Annotated in this window: 10 protein-coding genes and 3 pseudogenes; 6 read left to right on the top strand and 7 right to left on the bottom strand. The window is 55.4% G+C overall.

The annotated features are described in order from the left end of the window. Positions 1-88 precede the first annotated feature (88 nt). Complete coding sequence (locus JGC47_RS08425) at positions 89-1,357, top strand: MFS transporter (protein WP_004157500.1); 1,269 nt, start codon at positions 89-91, stop codon at positions 1,355-1,357. A gap of 153 nt (positions 1,358-1,510) precedes the next feature. Here the strand turns inward: JGC47_RS08425 and JGC47_RS08420 are convergent, their stop codons facing one another. Further along, a complete protein-coding gene (locus tag JGC47_RS08420; protein ID WP_004157499.1) occupies positions 1,511-2,308 on the bottom strand; it encodes a DUF1460 domain-containing protein in 798 nt (265 codons plus the stop codon). Between the two features lie 247 nt (positions 2,309-2,555). On the opposite strand from JGC47_RS08420, the pseudogene tus reads away from it, so the two are divergent. Further along, positions 2,556-3,484: pseudogene (gene tus, locus JGC47_RS08415) on the top strand (DNA replication terminus site-binding protein). A gap of 61 nt (positions 3,485-3,545) precedes the next feature. Here the strand turns inward: tus and fumC are convergent. Further along, the gene (gene fumC, locus JGC47_RS08410; RefSeq protein ID WP_004157497.1) at positions 3,546-4,943 is read right to left on the bottom strand and encodes a class II fumarate hydratase; all 1,398 of its coding nucleotides are present in this window, start codon (positions 4,941-4,943) and stop codon (positions 3,546-3,548) included. Between the two features lie 402 nt (positions 4,944-5,345). Between fumC and JGC47_RS08405 the strand changes: the two genes are divergently transcribed. Beyond that, positions 5,346-6,842 (top strand): YdgA family protein, encoded by a 1,497-nt coding sequence (locus JGC47_RS08405; protein WP_004162286.1) that lies wholly within the window; start codon positions 5,346-5,348, stop codon positions 6,840-6,842. A 158-nt stretch (positions 6,843-7,000) separates the two neighbouring features. Then, positions 7,001-7,996: an adenosine deaminase gene (add, locus tag JGC47_RS08400; protein ID WP_004157490.1), complete on the top strand. Its 996-nt coding sequence runs from the start codon at positions 7,001-7,003 to the stop codon at positions 7,994-7,996. Between the two features lie 59 nt (positions 7,997-8,055). Here the strand turns inward: add and JGC47_RS08395 are convergent. The 5 genes and pseudogenes from JGC47_RS08395 to JGC47_RS08375 all read right to left on the bottom strand — a co-directional run bounded on the left by JGC47_RS08395 (position 8,056) and on the right by JGC47_RS08375 (position 13,668). Beyond that, a pseudogene (locus tag JGC47_RS08395) lies at positions 8,056-9,095 on the bottom strand (oxidoreductase). Between the two features lie 95 nt (positions 9,096-9,190). Continuing rightward, positions 9,191-10,087, bottom strand: a complete 897-nt coding sequence (gene araC / locus JGC47_RS08390) for an arabinose operon transcriptional regulator AraC (protein ID WP_004157487.1) — start codon at positions 10,085-10,087, stop codon at positions 9,191-9,193. Between the two features lie 11 nt (positions 10,088-10,098). Continuing rightward, positions 10,099-11,078: pseudogene (araH, locus tag JGC47_RS08385) on the bottom strand (L-arabinose ABC transporter permease AraH). A 17-nt stretch (positions 11,079-11,095) separates the two neighbouring features. Next, entirely contained in the window at positions 11,096-12,610 is a 1,515-nt protein-coding gene (gene araG, locus JGC47_RS08380; RefSeq protein ID WP_013036028.1) for an L-arabinose ABC transporter ATP-binding protein AraG, read from the bottom strand. Between the two features lie 74 nt (positions 12,611-12,684). After that, positions 12,685-13,668 carry an arabinose ABC transporter substrate-binding protein gene (locus tag JGC47_RS08375; RefSeq protein WP_004157480.1) on the bottom strand — a complete coding sequence of 328 codons (984 nt, stop codon included), beginning with the start codon at positions 13,666-13,668 and terminating at the stop codon, positions 12,685-12,687. A gap of 360 nt (positions 13,669-14,028) precedes the next feature. Between JGC47_RS08375 and JGC47_RS08370 the strand changes: the two genes are divergently transcribed. Together JGC47_RS08370 and araA are read left to right on the top strand one after the other, a co-directional pair. Next, on the top strand, positions 14,029-15,720 hold the full coding sequence (locus JGC47_RS08370; RefSeq protein ID WP_013036027.1) for a ribulokinase: 1,692 nt from the start codon (positions 14,029-14,031) through the stop codon (positions 15,718-15,720). Positions 15,721-15,723: 3 nt separating this feature from the next. Beyond that, the gene (gene araA, locus JGC47_RS08365; RefSeq protein WP_004157478.1) at positions 15,724-17,220 is read left to right on the top strand and encodes an L-arabinose isomerase; all 1,497 of its coding nucleotides are present in this window, start codon (positions 15,724-15,726) and stop codon (positions 17,218-17,220) included. The last annotated feature ends 252 nt before the right edge of the window (positions 17,221-17,472 follow it).

Raw genomic sequence — 17,472 nt, 5'->3', positions numbered from 1 at the left:
ATTTCAGATTATTAATATATTAGACATCATAAATCATCTTTCTTACCCTTTACAGGCTGATAACTCTCAATAACCTCAAGGATCCAAAGTGAACCGCTCCTCTCAGGCCGTCACGCTGCCCAATCGTGCTGAACGGTCAGCGTCCATCCCTGTATCGACTACTGCAAGCAACAAAAATGTGTATATCAAACGCGGCACGCCGCAGTTTATGCGAGTGACGTTGGCGCTGTTCTCGGCCGGGCTGGCGACCTTTGTTCAGCTCTATTGCGTACAGCCTGTTCTGCCGGTTCTGTCGCATGAATTCGGCGTATCCCCTGCCGCCAGCAGCGTTTCGTTGTCTATCGCCACCGGAATGATGGCGCTTGGCCTGCTGGTTACAGGGCCATTATCCGATGCCATCGGTCGCAAATCGGTGATGGTTACGGCGCTGCTGCTTGCCGCCATTTGCACCCTGTTTTCCGCTGCCATGACCAGCTGGCATGGTATTTTATTGATGCGTGCGCTGACCGGCCTGGCGTTAAGCGGCGTGGCGGCAGTGGGGATGTCTTATCTTAGCGAAGAGATCCACCCCGGCGTACTGGCCTTTTCAATGGGGCTTTACATCGGCGGTAACTCTATAGGCGGTATGAGCGGCCGCCTGATCAGCGGGGTTATCACTGAATTCAGCAGCTGGCGCATCGCATTGATGGTTATAGGCTGCTTATCTCTGGCAGCAGCGATAATGTTCTGGAAAATCTTGCCGCCGTCGCGCAATTTCCAGCCGACATCGCTTAAACCTCGTCACCTGCTGCTGAATTTTCGCCTGCACTGGCGCGATAGCGGGTTGCCTTTGCTGTTTGCCGAAGGATTTCTGTTGATGGGGTCATTTGTTACTCTGTTCAACTATATTGCCTATCGTTTGTTGTCGGCTCCCTTTTCGCTCAACCAGGCGGTGGTGGGTCTGCTGTCGGTCGTCTACCTGACCGGTTCATGGAGTTCACCGAAAGCGGGAGTGATGACGGCAAAATATGGTCGTGCCCCGGTGCTGATCTTCTCAACGGCCATTATGCTGACCGGACTATTTATGACTCTGTCAAGTAACATCTGGTCGATCTTCTTGGGCATGATGCTGTTTGCCGCCGGTTTCTTTGCCGCGCATTCAGTCGCCAGCGGCTGGGTTGGCGTACGCGCCCGTCGCGCGCGCGGTCAGGCTTCTTCACTGTATCTTTTTTTTTACTACCTTGGTTCCAGCGTAGCAGGTACGTCAGGCGGCGTGTTCTGGCATTATTTTGGCTGGTACGGCATTAGCGCTTTTATTACCGTTCTGCTGCTGCTGGCGCTGTGGGTGGGTGCAAGATTGCACGCCAGAAAACTGTAATTGTTGTTTGCACCTGCGCCGGGCTTCACCGGCGTAGCTGTCGCCAACCTTCGCAATCCGCCTTCTCTGCACGCTGTTTTGTTGCTAAGCCTGTTCGTTTTCCTTATCCGCGCCGCATGCCGCGGTGCGGATAAGGGAATGATTACGATGCAATTATTTGGCGCGTAGAACAATGAAGCCTGGCTTTGTTGACATATATTCCACAAAGGGCGAATCAACTACCTTCATGTTATGCGATAGCGAAGAAGCATTTCTGAACCACACATTTCCATCACGCTTGATCACTATTCCCGTATGTGAAACATCCAGCCCCGCCTGTGTAGAATAGACGCCCACGTAATCGCCAGTTCTCAGATTATCCAGCACCACGGCATCGATTTTATCGCCGGGAATGAAATTTATTTCTCTGGGCCTGACGCCGAGGCCGGATATATATTCGCCGCCGTCAGCCTTTACGTTAAGGTTCTTGTACATGCTGACATAGTCAGGACTGATATCACCAGTGACATCGGCAGCGTTCTGCGGGGCGATTGCAAACCAGTCAGTGAAAAAATGCTTCCTGCTGTAATAGTCAACATGTTCCTGTGCATACCTTGTCGCGACAAGGTTGTTAAGAAAATCTCGCTGATTACCAGCACGTGTCAGTGCTTCAACGTAGTCAATCAGGGTGAAACAATCGACTCCATTGAAATCCGCCACCAGCACTTCTTTCATATCCGCCGATCCGATTAAGGTGTTGCCTTTGTATGGGGTATTCAGGAAGGCCGACGATACGGAACCCACCCATTCACCGTGTTCTTCGCTACCGTTTGCAATGACCTTATCGCGGAGGATTTGATTCACTTTTTCTGAGGTGAACTGATCTATCTTCGTTTGATATTCACTGCCGTTGGTTTTTGTGCAGGAAACCAAACCGAAAGAAATCAGTAAAAGAAGAGCTGTTTTTGTCATAAGTATTTTCCCTAATAAATTATCCCGGCGGAAATTTAATAACATTTACCTCTTACGACAAACGGTAATCATGCTTCATTTATCGTTTGTTGATCATCTGGCGTAAACGGCATAATCCCCCAACCGGAAATCGTTTCAGGTAATACCTCTCTTCCCTTGACTGAATTTTTTTATTCAGAGGCTGATGCTCATCTCCTGTTTTGGTGCTAGACTCTTTAGTATGTTGTAACTAAAGAATAAGGAACTGATGAGCCGGTATGATGTTGTCGAACAGCTTCACCTCTGTATGGCGCAGCTGGAGCAAGAACTGGATGAGTTGCAGCAGCAGATGCTAAATTTACGGCTGCTGGCCGCCCGTGTTTTTGAATTACCCGCGATTGAGAAAGGGAAAGAGCACGATCCGCTGACGCAAATCGCGGTTACTCAGTTAACGGGTCAGCAGGCGCTTCAGCGTGCGTTTTCACATTACGGCCGTCTGTTTATGCAACACCAGTCGGAAAAGCTCAGTACCAAAGCCGCCGTACGCCTGCCGGGCGCAATCTGCCTTGAGGCCGATAACGCGCAGTCTGCCCTGCTGCGCCAGCAAACTGGCCACATTAATCAGCTGAAGCTACGACTGGAACAGTTAATTACCATAGAATCGGGCTTGCCCAGTGAGGAGCGCTTTGAATTCGTCCACGCCCACTTGCGCGGGCTGATCACCCTCAATGCTTACCGGAGCATCGTGCTGATTGAAGATGCGGACTCGGTACGTTTCGGTTGGGCAAATAAGCACGTTATTAAAAAGGTCAGCATCGAAAATATGCTGGAGAAGTTGCAGAAAAGCCAGCAGTCGGGGCGCGCCGTTGCCCCCTGGACGCGTGAACAGTGGGCTGAACGCGTGGCCGGGGAGATAGAAACGCTGAAGTCGCTACCTCCGGGCGCAGCGTTAAAAATAAAACGCCCGGTCAAAGTGCAGCCGATAGCCCGCATCTGGCAAGCACAGCAGCAAAAACAAGTTCAGCTGGCATGCCCTTCTCCATTGCTGGTGATCTGCCCGGATGCCAACAGCGTGCCAGCGCTGGGGAATTACGTCACTATGATGCAGGTAAGGTAACGCACCGATTCAAGCCCGATGCGCAGCCTCTGCATCTGATTATTCCCCGCCTGCATCTGTACAGCGACCGGCTTGCGTAAGGCGTCCAGTTTTGCCTCAGGGCTGCCTGTCCGCCAATTATCCCACGTTGAAACGTCAGGTTTACAGCTTCATGCTGCCAACCATTTCTTCCGGTCGCACCCATGCATCAAACTGCTCTTCCGTCAGGTAGCCAAGTTGCAGCGCGGCGGCTTTTAATGTCAGCCCCTCTTTATGTGCCTTTTTAGCAATGTCCGCCGCCTTATCGTAGCCGATATGGGTGTTCAGCGCGGTTACCAGCATCAGTGATTCATTCAGCAACTGACTAATACGATCGCGATTCGGCGCAATGCCCTGCGCACAGTGGTGATGGAAGCAGTGCATGCCGTCAGCCAGCAGGCGCACGGATTGCAGGAAATTATGGCTAACCATGGGGCGGAAAACGTTCAGCTCGAAATTACCCGATGCGCCCCCCATGTTCACCGCCACATCATTACCCATTACCTGGCAGCACAACATGGTCATCGCTTCACACTGGGTGGGGTTGACCTTGCCAGGCATGATGGAACTGCCCGGCTCGTTTTCCGGGATGGCGAGTTCGCCAATGCCGCAGCGCGGGCCGGAGGAAAGCCAGCGCACATCGTTAGCGATTTTCATCAGCGAAGCCGCCAGCCCTTTCAGCGCGCCATGGGCATGAACCAGCGCGTCGCATGTCGCCAGCGCTTCAAACTTGTTTGGCGCAGTAATGAATGGCAGTCCGGTCAGAGAGGCCAGCTCGTCAGCAACACGTACCGCATATTCCGGGTGGGTATTAAGACCGGTACCTACCGCGGTGCCACCCAGCGCTAACTCTGCCAGATGGGGAATGCTGTGCTCAACATGCTGCAGACTGTGGTTGAGCATGGCCACCCAGCCTGATATCTCCTGCCCCAGGGTCAGTGGCGTGGCATCCTGCAGATGGGTACGGCCAATTTTAACAATGTCTTTAAAGGCTTCCGCCTTTTTATGCAGCGTTTTGTGCAACATTTGCAGCTCAGGAATAAGATGCTTGCGTAGTGCCACCACCGCCGCAACATGCATCGCGGTAGGGAAAACATCGTTGGAGCTTTGGCTTTTGTTCACGTCATCGTTGGGATGCACCAGACGAGTCATACCGCGTTCGCCACCGAGGATCTCACTGGCACGATTGGCCAATACTTCGTTCATATTCATATTGGTTTGCGTGCCGGATCCGGTCTGCCAGATCGCCAGCGGAAATTCGCTAAGGTGCTTATTGGCTAATACTTCGTCGGCCGCCTGAACAATCGCCCCGCAGCGATCGGCGGGGAGCAACCCCAGGTCGCCATTGACTTTGGCAGCTGCACGCTTAGTCAGCGCCAGCGCGTATACCAGCTCGGTTGGCATTTTTTCCGAGGAGATGCGGAAGTGTTCCAGCGATCGCTGTGTTTGTGCGCCCCAGAGTTTATCGGCGGGGACTTCTATCGGTCCCATAGAGTCTTTTTCAACGCGATTTGCAGCCATTGTTTTCTCCTTTGTGATGACTAAGTGAGTTATTGGGTACTTGCCAAACTATAGGGTCAAAAGTGCGGCAATAGTCTGACATATCCGGGTTTGAGATTATGCGACTCATTCGCGTTTATTGCATCCCGGACGCCCTGTCCAGGTTCTGATTGTTAGCGCTGATGCGCCATATTGCCAGTTTGATCCGCATTGTCGCTCGACTGCCGGCAGCGCACCGGAGGATGTCTTTATTAAGGTTTTTAAGGATTTGCTGAATTACGGCTGACGGCAGCAGGTAGAATTGCTAATATTAATAAGATATTAACCAACACGCCGCGCAGACGCTTTCGTCGCCAGAAGATTGCCTGCTGATTCAGACGGATGAACCGGCGTACCTCAACTGAAATAAGGACGACAATACAGATGAAAAAAACAAAGATTGCCGTGGGTGTGATTGTCGCTCTGGGCGTAGTCTGGACTGCAGGTGCCTGGTTTACCGGTAAGCAGCTGGAAAAGAAAATGGATCAGATGGTGCAGCAGGCGAATGAGCAAATACAGGAAGTCGCCCCTGAAAGCCGTCTCAAAGTCAGCTACCAGGATTATCAGCGCGGCGTGTTCAGCAGTAGTGCCCGGTTCATCCTCCAAAGCAGTTCGCAAACTGAAGATAATTCCGTGCTCAAACCCGGTCAGACGGTGGAATTTAAAGAGGTTATCGATCACGGTCCTTTGCCACTGGCCCAGTTGAAAAAGGTCAACCTGATCCCGAGCATGGCTTCAGTTCATACCGAGCTGCTAAATACCGACGCGGTCAAGAAGCTGTTCGAAGTGACCAAAGGCAAATCGATCGTGCAGGGTGAAACCCGGATTGGCTATGGCGGCAGTACGCATTCCGATATTCATCTGCTGCCGACCGATTACAGCAATGCGCAAAGCGGAGAACGTTTTGCGTTTGATGGCGGTACGCTGAAAATTGATGTGGATGATAAAGGGGATCAAATCACCTTTAACGCTGACGTTGGCAATGTGCAGCTGACCGGTAAAAACCAGCTGGATGCGGTCGTCACCTTTGATCTCAGTGGTTTGCGCCTTGATGCCAATACGCACCTCAGTCCCGAAGGGATGCGCATCGGCGACCAGACTGTTGCGCTGCAAAAATTGATTGCTTCGGTAAACGGCAAGGAAGCATTAACCGCGGAAGGTTTGAACGGTAAATCGACCTTCGATTCAAAAGAAAACCGCGTCAGCGGGCAGATTGATTACACCCTTAACGGGCTGAAAATAGATGGGCAGAATTTCGGTAAAGGCAAGCTGTCAATGAAGCTGGCGGACTTCGACGGCAAAGCGATGAAAGCGTTTTCCGAGAATTATAACCGCCAGCTGCAAACCTTGAGCGCCGATACCGCGCTGCAGGCCAATCCTGAATTGTACCAGCAGCGCGCCAGCGAAATTCTGACCGCCAATCTGCCCCTGCTGTTGAAAGGCGATCCTTCCATTACCATCGCGCCTTTTAGCTGGACTAATGATAAAGGCGAAAGCACTTTTACCCTGTCGGCACAGTTTAAAGACCCGGCAAACGCTGCGGCGACGGCACAAAGCCCGTCTCAACAGCTGGACAGCGTGCTGAAATCGCTGGATACCAAACTGGCCATTTCCATGGACATGGCGACCGATACCATGACCCATGTCGCGCTGGCTGAAGGGTATTCCAGGGAGGATGCCGCACGGCTCGCTGACCAGCAGGTCAAAGGTCTGGCAGCGATGGGTCAGATGTTTAAAGTGACCACACAGCAGGACAATAATATCGTTACCAGTCTGCAATACGCTGCCGGTCAGGTGACCATGAACGGTGAGAAGATGCCGCTCGAACAGTTTCTTACGCGTTATATGATGGGTGACGCCATACCCGCCATGCCACAGTAATTTCCGCACAGAGCGCCCTTCCGGCGCTCTTTTATTCCTGCCGCCCGTGCCAGATAATACAGCAAATAACGTGCCCTTTACGCAATTTGCTGGCGTTGTTGCGCTAACTGTTTTTATAATGTTCTGCACTTTTACTGATAACCATCGAGAGTGCCGAAATGATCGATCCCCAGCTGCCCCTTACCGATATACATCGCCATCTTGATGGCAATATTCGCGCGCAAACCATTCTTGATCTCGGCCGTGAGTTTAACCTCACCCTGCCTGCCACTACCCTTGCTGCCCTGCGCCCGCATGTACAGGTGATTGAGGCCGAGCCGGATCTGGTCAGTTTCCTCAACAAGCTGGACTGGGGAGTGAAAGTACTGGGTTCGCTGGATGCCTGCCGTCGTGTGGCGCTGGAAAACGTTGAGGATGCAGCCCGTGCCGGCATCCACTATGCCGAACTGCGTTTCTCACCGGGTTATATGGCAATGACTCACGGACTGCCGGTGGCGGGCGTGGTGGAAGCGGTTATCGACGGTATTGAATCCGGCTGTGCCGCCCATGATATTGACGTGCGTTTGATTGGCATTATGAGCCGCACCTTCGGTGAAGAAGCCTGCCTGAAAGAGCTGAACGGCCTTCTTGCCCATCGTGACAAGATAACTGCTCTTGACCTGGCGGGCGATGAGCTGGGCTTTCCCGGCCAGCGGTTCATCAGTCACTTTAACCGCGCACGCGATGCCGGGCTGCGCATTACCGTACACGCCGGAGAAGCCGCTGGCCCGGAGAGTATCTGGCAGGCAATTCGTGAACTGGGCGCGGAGCGCATCGGCCACGGTGTTAAAGCGGTGCAGGATCCGGCGCTAATGGATTTCCTGGCAAACAAGGGTATCGGCATTGAATCCTGCCTGACGTCAAATATTCAAACCAGTACCGTTGCTTCGCTGGCCCAGCATCCGCTAAAAAAATTCCTCGAACACGGTATTCTGGCTACTATCAATACCGACGACCCGGCCGTACAGGGAATCGAAATAGATCATGAATACAAGGTGGCTGCACCCGCGGCGGGTCTGAGCGCGCAGCAACTGCGCGTGGCTCAGGAGAATGGTCTCAACATTGCTTTCCTGAGCGATGCAGAAAAAGCCGTGGTTCGCGCCCGGGCGGCTTAACGCCACATGCTGCCGGTGCTGTATGCCATGGCCTACAGCACTGGCACAACGGGCGGGTTTTATTTCAGTGATACCGTCTGGCGCTTCTCGGCAGACAGCAGGCCCAGCTCGATTATCTCCATCACCTGAATCGCCTCTGCGACTTTCACCGGGTTTTCACCCGTGCCGTTCACCGCATCACGGATCCCCGCATAGTAAGCAGGATAATTGCCAGGGAGGGTGAGCAAGGTCTTTTCCACCTGCGTTTCGCCATCCGCTACCGTCAGCACGCCGTCGCGCATATCGTAACCCCACTCCTCCTGCGGCGGGCGCGCACCTGATTTCAGGCTCTGCTCCTGTGGGTCGAGGCCATATTTAATAAAGCTGCCGTGGGTGCCGTGCACCTGGTAACGCGCTGAATCGGCGGCCACCAGCATGCTGGCATGCAGGATCACCCGGCGCTGCGGGTAAATGAGCGTGGCGTGGAAATAATCGGTGGTCACTGCTCCCGGACGGATATTGGCAATATCAAGGTTGATTGCCACCGGCGAACCAAACAGCTGTAAAGCCTGATCGATCAGATGCGGCCCCAGATCGTACCAGATGCCGCTGCCAGCACCTTGCTGCTCGCGCCAGCGTTGGCGAACTCCAGGACGGAAACGGTCGAAGTGAGATGCAAAGTAGCGCACTTCACCCAGCACACCTTCCGCCAGCAGCGCTTTCAGCGTCAGGAAATCACTGTCCCAGCGCCGGTTATGAAAGACCGACAGCAGCAGCCCTTTCGCGTGCGCCAACGCCTCCAGCTCATGGGCCTGTGACAGGGTAACGGTAAAGGGTTTATCCACCACCACGTGTTTACCGGCGTTCAGGGCCGCTTTAGCCAGCGGGAAGTGGGTATCATTGGGGTGGGGATCACCACCAGTTGCAGCGACGGATCGCTAAACAGCGTCTGCGGATCGGTTACTACCTGTACTGACGGCCATTCAGCGTGAACTTTGTTCGCATCACTGCTGGAGATGGCGGCCAGTTCCATGCCGGACGTGCCGGCAATTAAAGGCGCATGGAAGGTTTTACTGGCGAAGCCATATCCCACCAGGCCAACGCGGATCTTGTCACTCATTTTTTTCCCTCACATAGTCGCTCATTGATTTAAGACCATCGACCGTGTCAGGACAAGCGGGATACGGCTGAAATATTGTTTCACGTCACGTCGGGTTAACTTCCCGCTTCCCTGCCCGGCTGCACATCTGCCGCCTCCATGCTGCGGCGGCGAAAATCACTGGGGCTGACTCCCGCCCGTTTACGGAATACGCGTGAGAAATAGAGCTGATCGTCGTAGCCGACTTCGCGGCCAACGCTGGCTATCGGCTGCCGCGTGCTTTGTAACAGCAGCCTGGCACGCTGAACACGCTGATCTTCACGCCAGCGCAGCAAATTAACCCCCATCTGCTGGCGAAAAAGGTGCGCCAGCCGCGAGGGTGACAAACAGACGTGTCTGGCGACCTGATCAATTTTCACCTCTGCCGCCAGATGCTGCATAACGTACTGGCAAGCTTCCACCACGCGGGCATCGCGCACCTGCTGCTGACTGCGCGGATCTTCCTGAATGGCACGTAGCAGCAGACGTTCCAGCAGGTTCATCGCCAGCTCTTCGGCATAACGCCGCCCGGCATTATGCGTCTCTTCGATAGTGACGAACAGGCGCTCAAACTCGTCGTGCAATAACGGCGACAGGCGCAGACGACCGACTCCCCGTTTCTGATCCTGCCATGACAGCCAGTCGCTCCAGTACGCACGCGGACGAAAATAGATCCAGCGGTGATACCAGCAGTCGCTGTCCGGCGAGCGACCGTAGTAGTGCGCTGTCTCAGGCTGAAAAAGCAGCACATCGCCGGGTTCACAGTCAAAGGCTTCTTGCCCGTTGGCCACCCGTCCACGGCCTTTTATCGTCAGGTTAAGAATAAAACCCTGCATGCCCTGTGGCCGGTCGATATAAAAATCAAGCGGTCCCGCCGCATCGATTGGCGTCAGCCCGGCCACCAGCCAGGCGCTGAACAGGTAACCCGGCAACAGCGGGTTAGATTGCGCCACCGGCGCCAGACGATGAAACATACACCCTCCCGTCAGAACGCTTTCGCTTTCTGCTTATAGCGGTCAAAAATGACTGCCGCTAACAATATCAGTCCACGTACCACGTACTGTGAGAAAGGCGAGATATTGAGGAGATTCATGGCATTCTCAACCGTGCCAAGTATCAGCACCCCGGCCACCACGTAGGAGATTTTTCCGATCCCCCCTTGAGCGAGACGCCACCCAGTACGCAAGCGGAAATCACAATCAGCTCGTAGCCTAGCGAGGTCATCGGCTGACCGCTGGTCATACGGGAAGCGAGAATGATGCCCGCCGCCGCCGAGACTAAGCCGTAAAGGATGAACAGGATTATGCGCGTGCGCGCCACCGGTACACCCGCCAATCGCGCCGCCTCTTCGTTACCGCCGATCGCCAGCGTATTGCGGCCAAAGGTGGTTTTGTTCAGCAGAAAACCAAATATCAGCAGGGTAATGATGGTCAGCCACACCGGTGCCGGAACACCCAGCCAGCTGGCATAGCCAAGGGCAAAGAAGCGTTCATCTTCAATGCCCACCGCTTTACCGTCGGCGAAGATATAGGCCAGGCCGCGCACAATCTGCATGGTGGCCAGCGTGGTAATCAATGCGTTAATCTTCAGTCTGGCAATGACAAAGCCGTTGATAAACCCACTGGTCACGCCAAGCAGCAATCCTGCCGCCACCCCGATCCACAGGCTTTCGGTGAGGTTAATCACCACCGCACAAACCACCCCGGCACAGGCAATCACCGAGGCAACCGACAGGTCAAAGTCACCGGAAGCGAGGCAGAACAGCATGCCACAGGCCACCATGCCAGACATCGACATCGCCAGCCCAAGCCCTTTCATGTTGATTAATGAGCCAAAGTTGGGGATGAACAGCGTGCAGGTGATAAACAGCACGGCGAACACCACCAGCATACCGAAATTATCCCAAATGCGGCCTGGGCGAAAACGTGACAGCGTCACTGGTTTAACTGTTGAAGTATCAGACATCATTTGCTCCCGTCTATTCAGGCCAGCGGAGTGGCGGTTTTGGGCATCGCCAGACTTAAGGTCAACGCCTCCGTTGCATCGTTATGGTCCAGCTCTCCCGCTATTTCTCCTTCACGCATCACCAGAATACGGTCTGCCAACCCCATGACTTCCGGCAGATCGCTGGAAGCAAACAGAATGGCAATCCCCTGCTGTGCCAACGCGTAGATCAGCTGGTAGATTTCGTTTTTCGCCCCAACGTCAATACCGCGCGTCGGCTCGTCCAGCAGTAGCACTTTCATCTGCTCCGACAGCCAGCGGCCCAGAATCGCTTTCTGCTGATTGCCGCCGGACAGATTCACCATCAGCTGGCTGGCTGACGGCGTTTTGATATTCAGCGAGCGAATGTGCGTCTCGGCGTTTGATGTTTCCCAACTGCGGTCGATCAAACAGCCGGCGGTCAGGTGATGACGTCTGGCGCTGATATTGATATTGTCGCGCACCGAATGCACCGCGATGATGCCATCGGCCTTGCGATCCTCCGGGCACAGCATAATGCCGGCACGGATAGCATCGCCCGGTTCGCGCAGATTCAGCGTTTTACCATCCAGCCGCAGCTCGCCGCCGGCAAGGCGAGTCGCCGCGAAGATACCTTTCAGCAGCTCGCTACGCCCTGCACCCACCAGGCCGAACAAACCGACGATCTCCCCGGCGCGCACGCTAAGCGATATCGGGCTGCGCACCCCTTGAGCCTGCACCTTATCCAACCGCAGTCGCACCTCTCCCTGCTGGCGCGGACGGTAGCCATAAATGTCACCCATTTCGCGCCCAACCATCGCTGCCACCAGCCGTTCGTGGCGGGTGCTCGCCATGTCTTTGAAGGTTTGCACAAAGCGACCGTCTTTAAACACGGTAATCGCATCACTGAGAGCGAATATCTCCGCCATCCGGTGCGACACATACAGCACCACCTTGCCATCGGCGCGCAGCTGGCGAATAACGCGGAACAGCTGCTCAATTTCCCGCGCCGATAACGAACTTGTCGGCTCATCAAAAGCGATGATGCTGGCATTGCGCGCCAGCGCTTTGGCGATCTCAATCATCTGCCACTGGCCCAGCGAGAGGTATTTCAGCGGCAGCTCAGGATCGATATCCAGCCCAAGTGAGTTCAGCTGGCGGGCCGCTTGCGATCGCAGTCTGGCCCGATTGAGCAGTCCGGCGCGCTGCGGTAGCTGCCCCAGAAAGATATTTTCTGCCACCGACATTTCCGGCACCAGATGCAGTTCCTGATAGATGATCGCCACCCCGGCGTGAAGTGCATCGGTTGTGTTGGCGAATTTCGCCGGCTGGCCGCGCAGACGGATCTCTCCGGCGTCCGGCTGATAATTGCCGCTAAGAATTTTCAGCAGGGTCGATTTGCCCGCGCCGTTTTCGCCCATCAGGGCGTGGACTTCTCCGGCGTGGCACTCGAAGCTGATATCCTGTAACGCCCTGACGCCGGGAAAGGTTTTACCGATGCCGTGGAAGCTGAGCGAAGCTTGCGAAGTCATCATTCCTCCTGTTATGTCGTAGCCCACTGATCGGCTGGTCAGAACCGGTCCGCTGCGCTGAACGGATACCGCGCTGATCACATCAGCCCTTTTTTCGCCAGCTCGGTTTTGAAGTTGTCACGCGTGATCAGCACCACGTCGGTGACTTCGGTAAATCTGGCCGGTTCTGTGCCGCTTGTGACCCAGTCATGCAGCATTTTGATGCTGCGATAGCCGTGCACATCCGGGCTTGGCAGCAGCGAACCGTAGAATCCGGTCGCCTTACCTTTTGACAGTTCGCTCACTGCATCCACGCCGTTAATGCCAATACCGATCACATTGGCGGCGTTGAAACCTTGCCCTTCACTGGCGCGCACGCCTCCCAGCACGGTGTTATCATTCATGCCGACGATCAGCCAGTGTTTAACTTCGGCATGCTGCACCAGCAACGAGTTCCCGGCATCGAATGCGCCGGGAATATCATTGGATTTAGTCGGCACCTGGTAGATCTGTTTTTCCGGGAAGCCGGCGGCTTTTAACGCCGCAATCGCACCGGCGGTGCGGCGACGCGCGGTATCCAGTTCGCTGGCGGTGATCGCCATCACCGCCGTCTCTTTGACCTCCCAACGGCGTTTCTGCATCTCCTGGTACAGCTCACTGCCCTGACGTTCGCCAATTTTGCTCGCGGCCATCATCACCAGCGGCACGCTGTCCACTGGTTGACCTTTTGCCGTAACAAACTGGTCATCGACGGCAATCACCTTCAGGTCATAGCTGCGCGCTTTCGCCATGATCGCCGCGCCGAGTTTGGGGTCCGGGGTGCAGATAACAAAACCCCTGGCGCCGCTGGCCGCCAGGCTGTCGATGGCATTCAGGGTTTTTTCCCCGTCAGGCACGGCGATCTTAATCACCTCAAAACCCAGTTCCTTACCCGCTTTGTCGGCAAATTTCCATTCGGTCTGAAACCACGGCTCCTCCGGTTGTTTAACCAGAAAACCGAGTTTCATCGTTTCCGCATAAGCGAATTGTGACATAACGGCGGCAAAACCTATCGTCGCCAGGGATTTAATCAATTTGTGCATGATGCCCTCCGCTTCAGCGCCCGTATCAGGCAGTGGGTGTAATCGGTAACAAAATGTCGACCTGTCCATTAACTGCTTTTGAAACAAATACTAACTGAGAACAGACGTCCTCACAGTGACGGTTACAGCTTAGTTTTACCCGTAAGCGAGCAAAAATAGGTAGAGCGCTATCACAGCCTGACATTACAGCTGATTTATCCATAACTTCAGCAAATTTAACCTTTATGCAACATATGAAGGCCATCACATAAGCAGCGGTGACGACAGAAAAATACATATTTATAGCCTGCTCAACCTAACCACCGCTTCGCCAAATCCCCAGGATAGAAGCAACTGATGCATAAAGCCTGGAGGATCACTATGTATAAGGGCGCTATTACCCTCGGTGTGGATTTCGGCAGCGACTCGGTGCGCGTGCTGGCGGTGGAGTGCACCAGCGGGCGCGAATTGCATAAGCAGGTGGTGGCCTATCCGCGCTGGCAAGCCGGCCGTTACTGTGTGCCGGCGCGCAACCAGTTTCGACATCATCCACAGGATTATATTGACGCGCTGGAGCAGGCGATCCATGACGTTGTCACGCAACTCACCCCGCAGCAGCGTCTTGAGGTTGTCGGTATCGGCGTTGATTCGACCGGCTCCACCCCCGCCCCCATCGACCGCGAAGGTCGGGTACTGGCGCTGCGCCCCGAATTTACCGACAACCCCAATGCGATGTTTGTGCTGTGGAAAGATCACACCGCCATTGAAGAGGCGGAAGCCATTACGCGTCTTTGTCACAGCGGTGAGTTTAAAGACTATTCACGCTTTATCGGCGGCGTTTATTCGTCGGAATGGTTCTGGGCCAAGATCCTGCATATCAGTCGCGTTGACGCCGCCGTGCGTGACGCGGCGGTCTCCTGGGTCGAATTGTGTGACTGGGTTCCGGCATTATTAAGCGGCACCACCGCGCCCGACGCGTTGCATCGTGGCCGCTGCGCTGCCGGACATAAATCGCTCTGGCATCCTTCGTGGCAAGGGTTGCCGGCAGCTCGCTTCCTTAATGCCCTCGATCCCGCGTTGACGCATAACCTCGATTATCCCCTGTTTACTGAGACCCGGACTGCCGATCTCCCGGTCGGCCAGTTGAGTGCCGAATGGGCAGCGCGACTCGGCCTGCCGGGCAAAGTGGTGATTTCGGGCGGCGCATTTGACTGCCATATGGGCGCAGTTGGCGCTGGCGCCAGGCCCTGTACGCTGGTGAAGGTGATTGGCACCTCAACCTGCGACATTATGATTGCCGATGCGCAACGGGTCGCGGGCCGGGCGATCAACGGTATTTGCGGTCAGGTGGACGGTAGCGTACTACCGGGAATGATCGGGCTGGAGGCCGGGCAATCGGCATTTGGCGATATGTACGCGTGGTTCAGCCGCCTGTTGAGCTGGCCGCTGGTACAGGCGGCACGGCGGCAGCCCGCGCTGCGCCACCAATTTGAGCACATCAGCCAGACGCTGTTGGAGGATCTGACCGCCGCATGGGTTGCCAGTCCGCAGCTTGACCATCTTCCGCTGGTGCTTGACTGGTTTAACGGCCGACGCACCCCTTTCGCTAACCAGCGTCTGAAAGGGGTGATTGCCGGGGTGGATCTCGGCACCGATGCCCCGGCATTGTTTGGCGGCTTTATTGCCGCCACCGCCTTTGGCGCGCGCGCCATTATGGAGTGTTTCGAACAGCAGGATCTCCCGGTGCAGCGGATACTGGCGCTGGGTGGCATTGCACGTAAATCGCCGACCATTATGCAGGTGTGCTGCGATGTGATGGATCGCCCGCTCGATATCGTCGCTTCCGACGAGTGCTGTGCACTGGGTGCAGCCATTTTTGCCGCCGTGGCCGCCGGGGTTTACCCGGATATTCCGGCCGCACAGACGCAGATGGCCAGCCCGCTGGCACAAACTCTGCAACCGGACCCGGAACGCGTCCTGCGTTTCCGCCCGCTTTATCAGCGTTACCTTGACTGGTGCCAAACGGCCGAACCGCTGTTTGCACCTGACCTGATATCAATTGATGAGGAATGAGTTATGACACAGAGAGATGAACGCAGCGTCTGGTTGGTCATCGGAACTCAACATCTGTATGGCGCAGAAACTTTGCGTCAGGTTGAACTTCATGGCCAGCAGGTCGTGGATGGCTTAAACCACTCAGATACGCTGCCCTACAGGCTGCAACTCAGACCGCTGGTCAAAAGCGCTGATGAAGCTCTGGCGCTGTGCCGGGAGGCAAATCACCACGATGATTGTCTTGGCGTCATCAGCTGGCTGCACACCTTTTCGCCGGCCAAAATGTGGATCGGTGGCCTGACAATCCTGCATAAACCGCTGTTGCAGTTTCATACCCAGTTTAACGCCGAAATTCCGTGGGACAGCATGGATATGGACTTTATGAATCTGAATCAGACTGCCCACGGCGGGCGCGAGTTTGGCTTTATCGGCGCACGCATGCGACTGTCGCACCAGGTGGTCACCGGGCACTGGCAAGATAAACACGCCCTGCTGCGCATCGCCCGGTGGATGCGCACGGCGGCGGCCCTGCAGGCCAGCCGGCAGCTCAAGGTGGCGCGCTTTGGCGACAATATGCGTGATGTGGCGGTGACCGAGGGGGATAAGGTGGCGGCACAGATCCAGTTTGGGTACGCGGTAAACGGCTGGGGGGTTGGCGATCTGGTTGAGGTCATTAACCAGGTCAGCGACGGCGATGTCAATACTCTGGTCGATGAGTACCAAAGCTGCTACAGGTTCAGCGCCGCTGCGGCGGTCAAACGCCAGAATGTACAGGATGCCGCCCGTATTGAGCTGGGCATTAAGCGTTTCCTTGATGATGAAGGCTGCAAGGCATTTACCACCAACTTTCAAACGCTGCACGGCATGACGCAGCTGCCCGGGCTGGCGGTACAACGTCTGATGCAGCAAGGTTATGGTTTTGCTGGTGAAGGCGACTGGAAAACCGCTGCCCTGCTGCATATCTGCAAGGTCATGGCCGGGGACAGGCCGGGTGGCACCTCGTTTATGGAGGATTACACCTATCACTTTGCGCCGGGCAGCGACATGGTGCTCGGTTCGCATATGCTGGAGGTGTGCCCAAGCATCGCCGGGGAAGCCTGGCCGCTACTCGACGTTCAGCCGCTGGGTATTGGCGGTAAGGCCGACCCGGCGCGGCTGATTTTCGCTGCCGCGCCGGGACGGGCGGTCAATGCCTGCCTGATTGATATGGGCGATCGTTTCCGTCTGTTAGTCAATGTGGTCGATGCCATTGAACCGCCGCAGCCGCTGCCCAAATTGCCGGTGGCGCGTGCGCTTTGGCGGGCGCAACCGTCGCTCGCCACCGCATCAGAAGCGTGGATCCTTGGCGGCGGAGCACATCATACGGTATTCAGTCAGGCGTTAACGGTAGACGATCTGCGGCTGTACGGCGAGATGCAGGGCATTGAGGTAGTGGTCATTGATGAGCAAACCACGCTGCACGGCTTGCGCGATGCGTTGCGCTGGAATGAGGCATATTACCGCCTGAATCAGCGTTAGGGTTGGCCTTCCGGGGGCGGGTCGCGTTCAGGACAGGGATATCTGGCCTGGCCGGCCAGCCCACCACTTATCGACATCGTCATTCAGGATATCTTTGATATCATGTCAGGCTGCTCGGATAACGCTTACAACCGCTAGTGATACTTATTTCGGCTTAATCTGCCTTATCAGGTGGCTTTTTCAGACAAATTCACTGGCCTTTGTTTATCATCGCCTTATACTGACAACCCTCTGTGCTGTCGCTGATGCGCC

Origin of the sequence: Erwinia amylovora (assembly GCF_017161565.1) — a bacterium.
Lineage (GTDB): Bacteria > Pseudomonadota > Gammaproteobacteria > Enterobacterales > Enterobacteriaceae > Erwinia > Erwinia amylovora.
The sequence above is the reverse complement of the archived record's forward strand: the minus strand, read 5'-3'. Positions and strand labels throughout refer to the sequence as shown.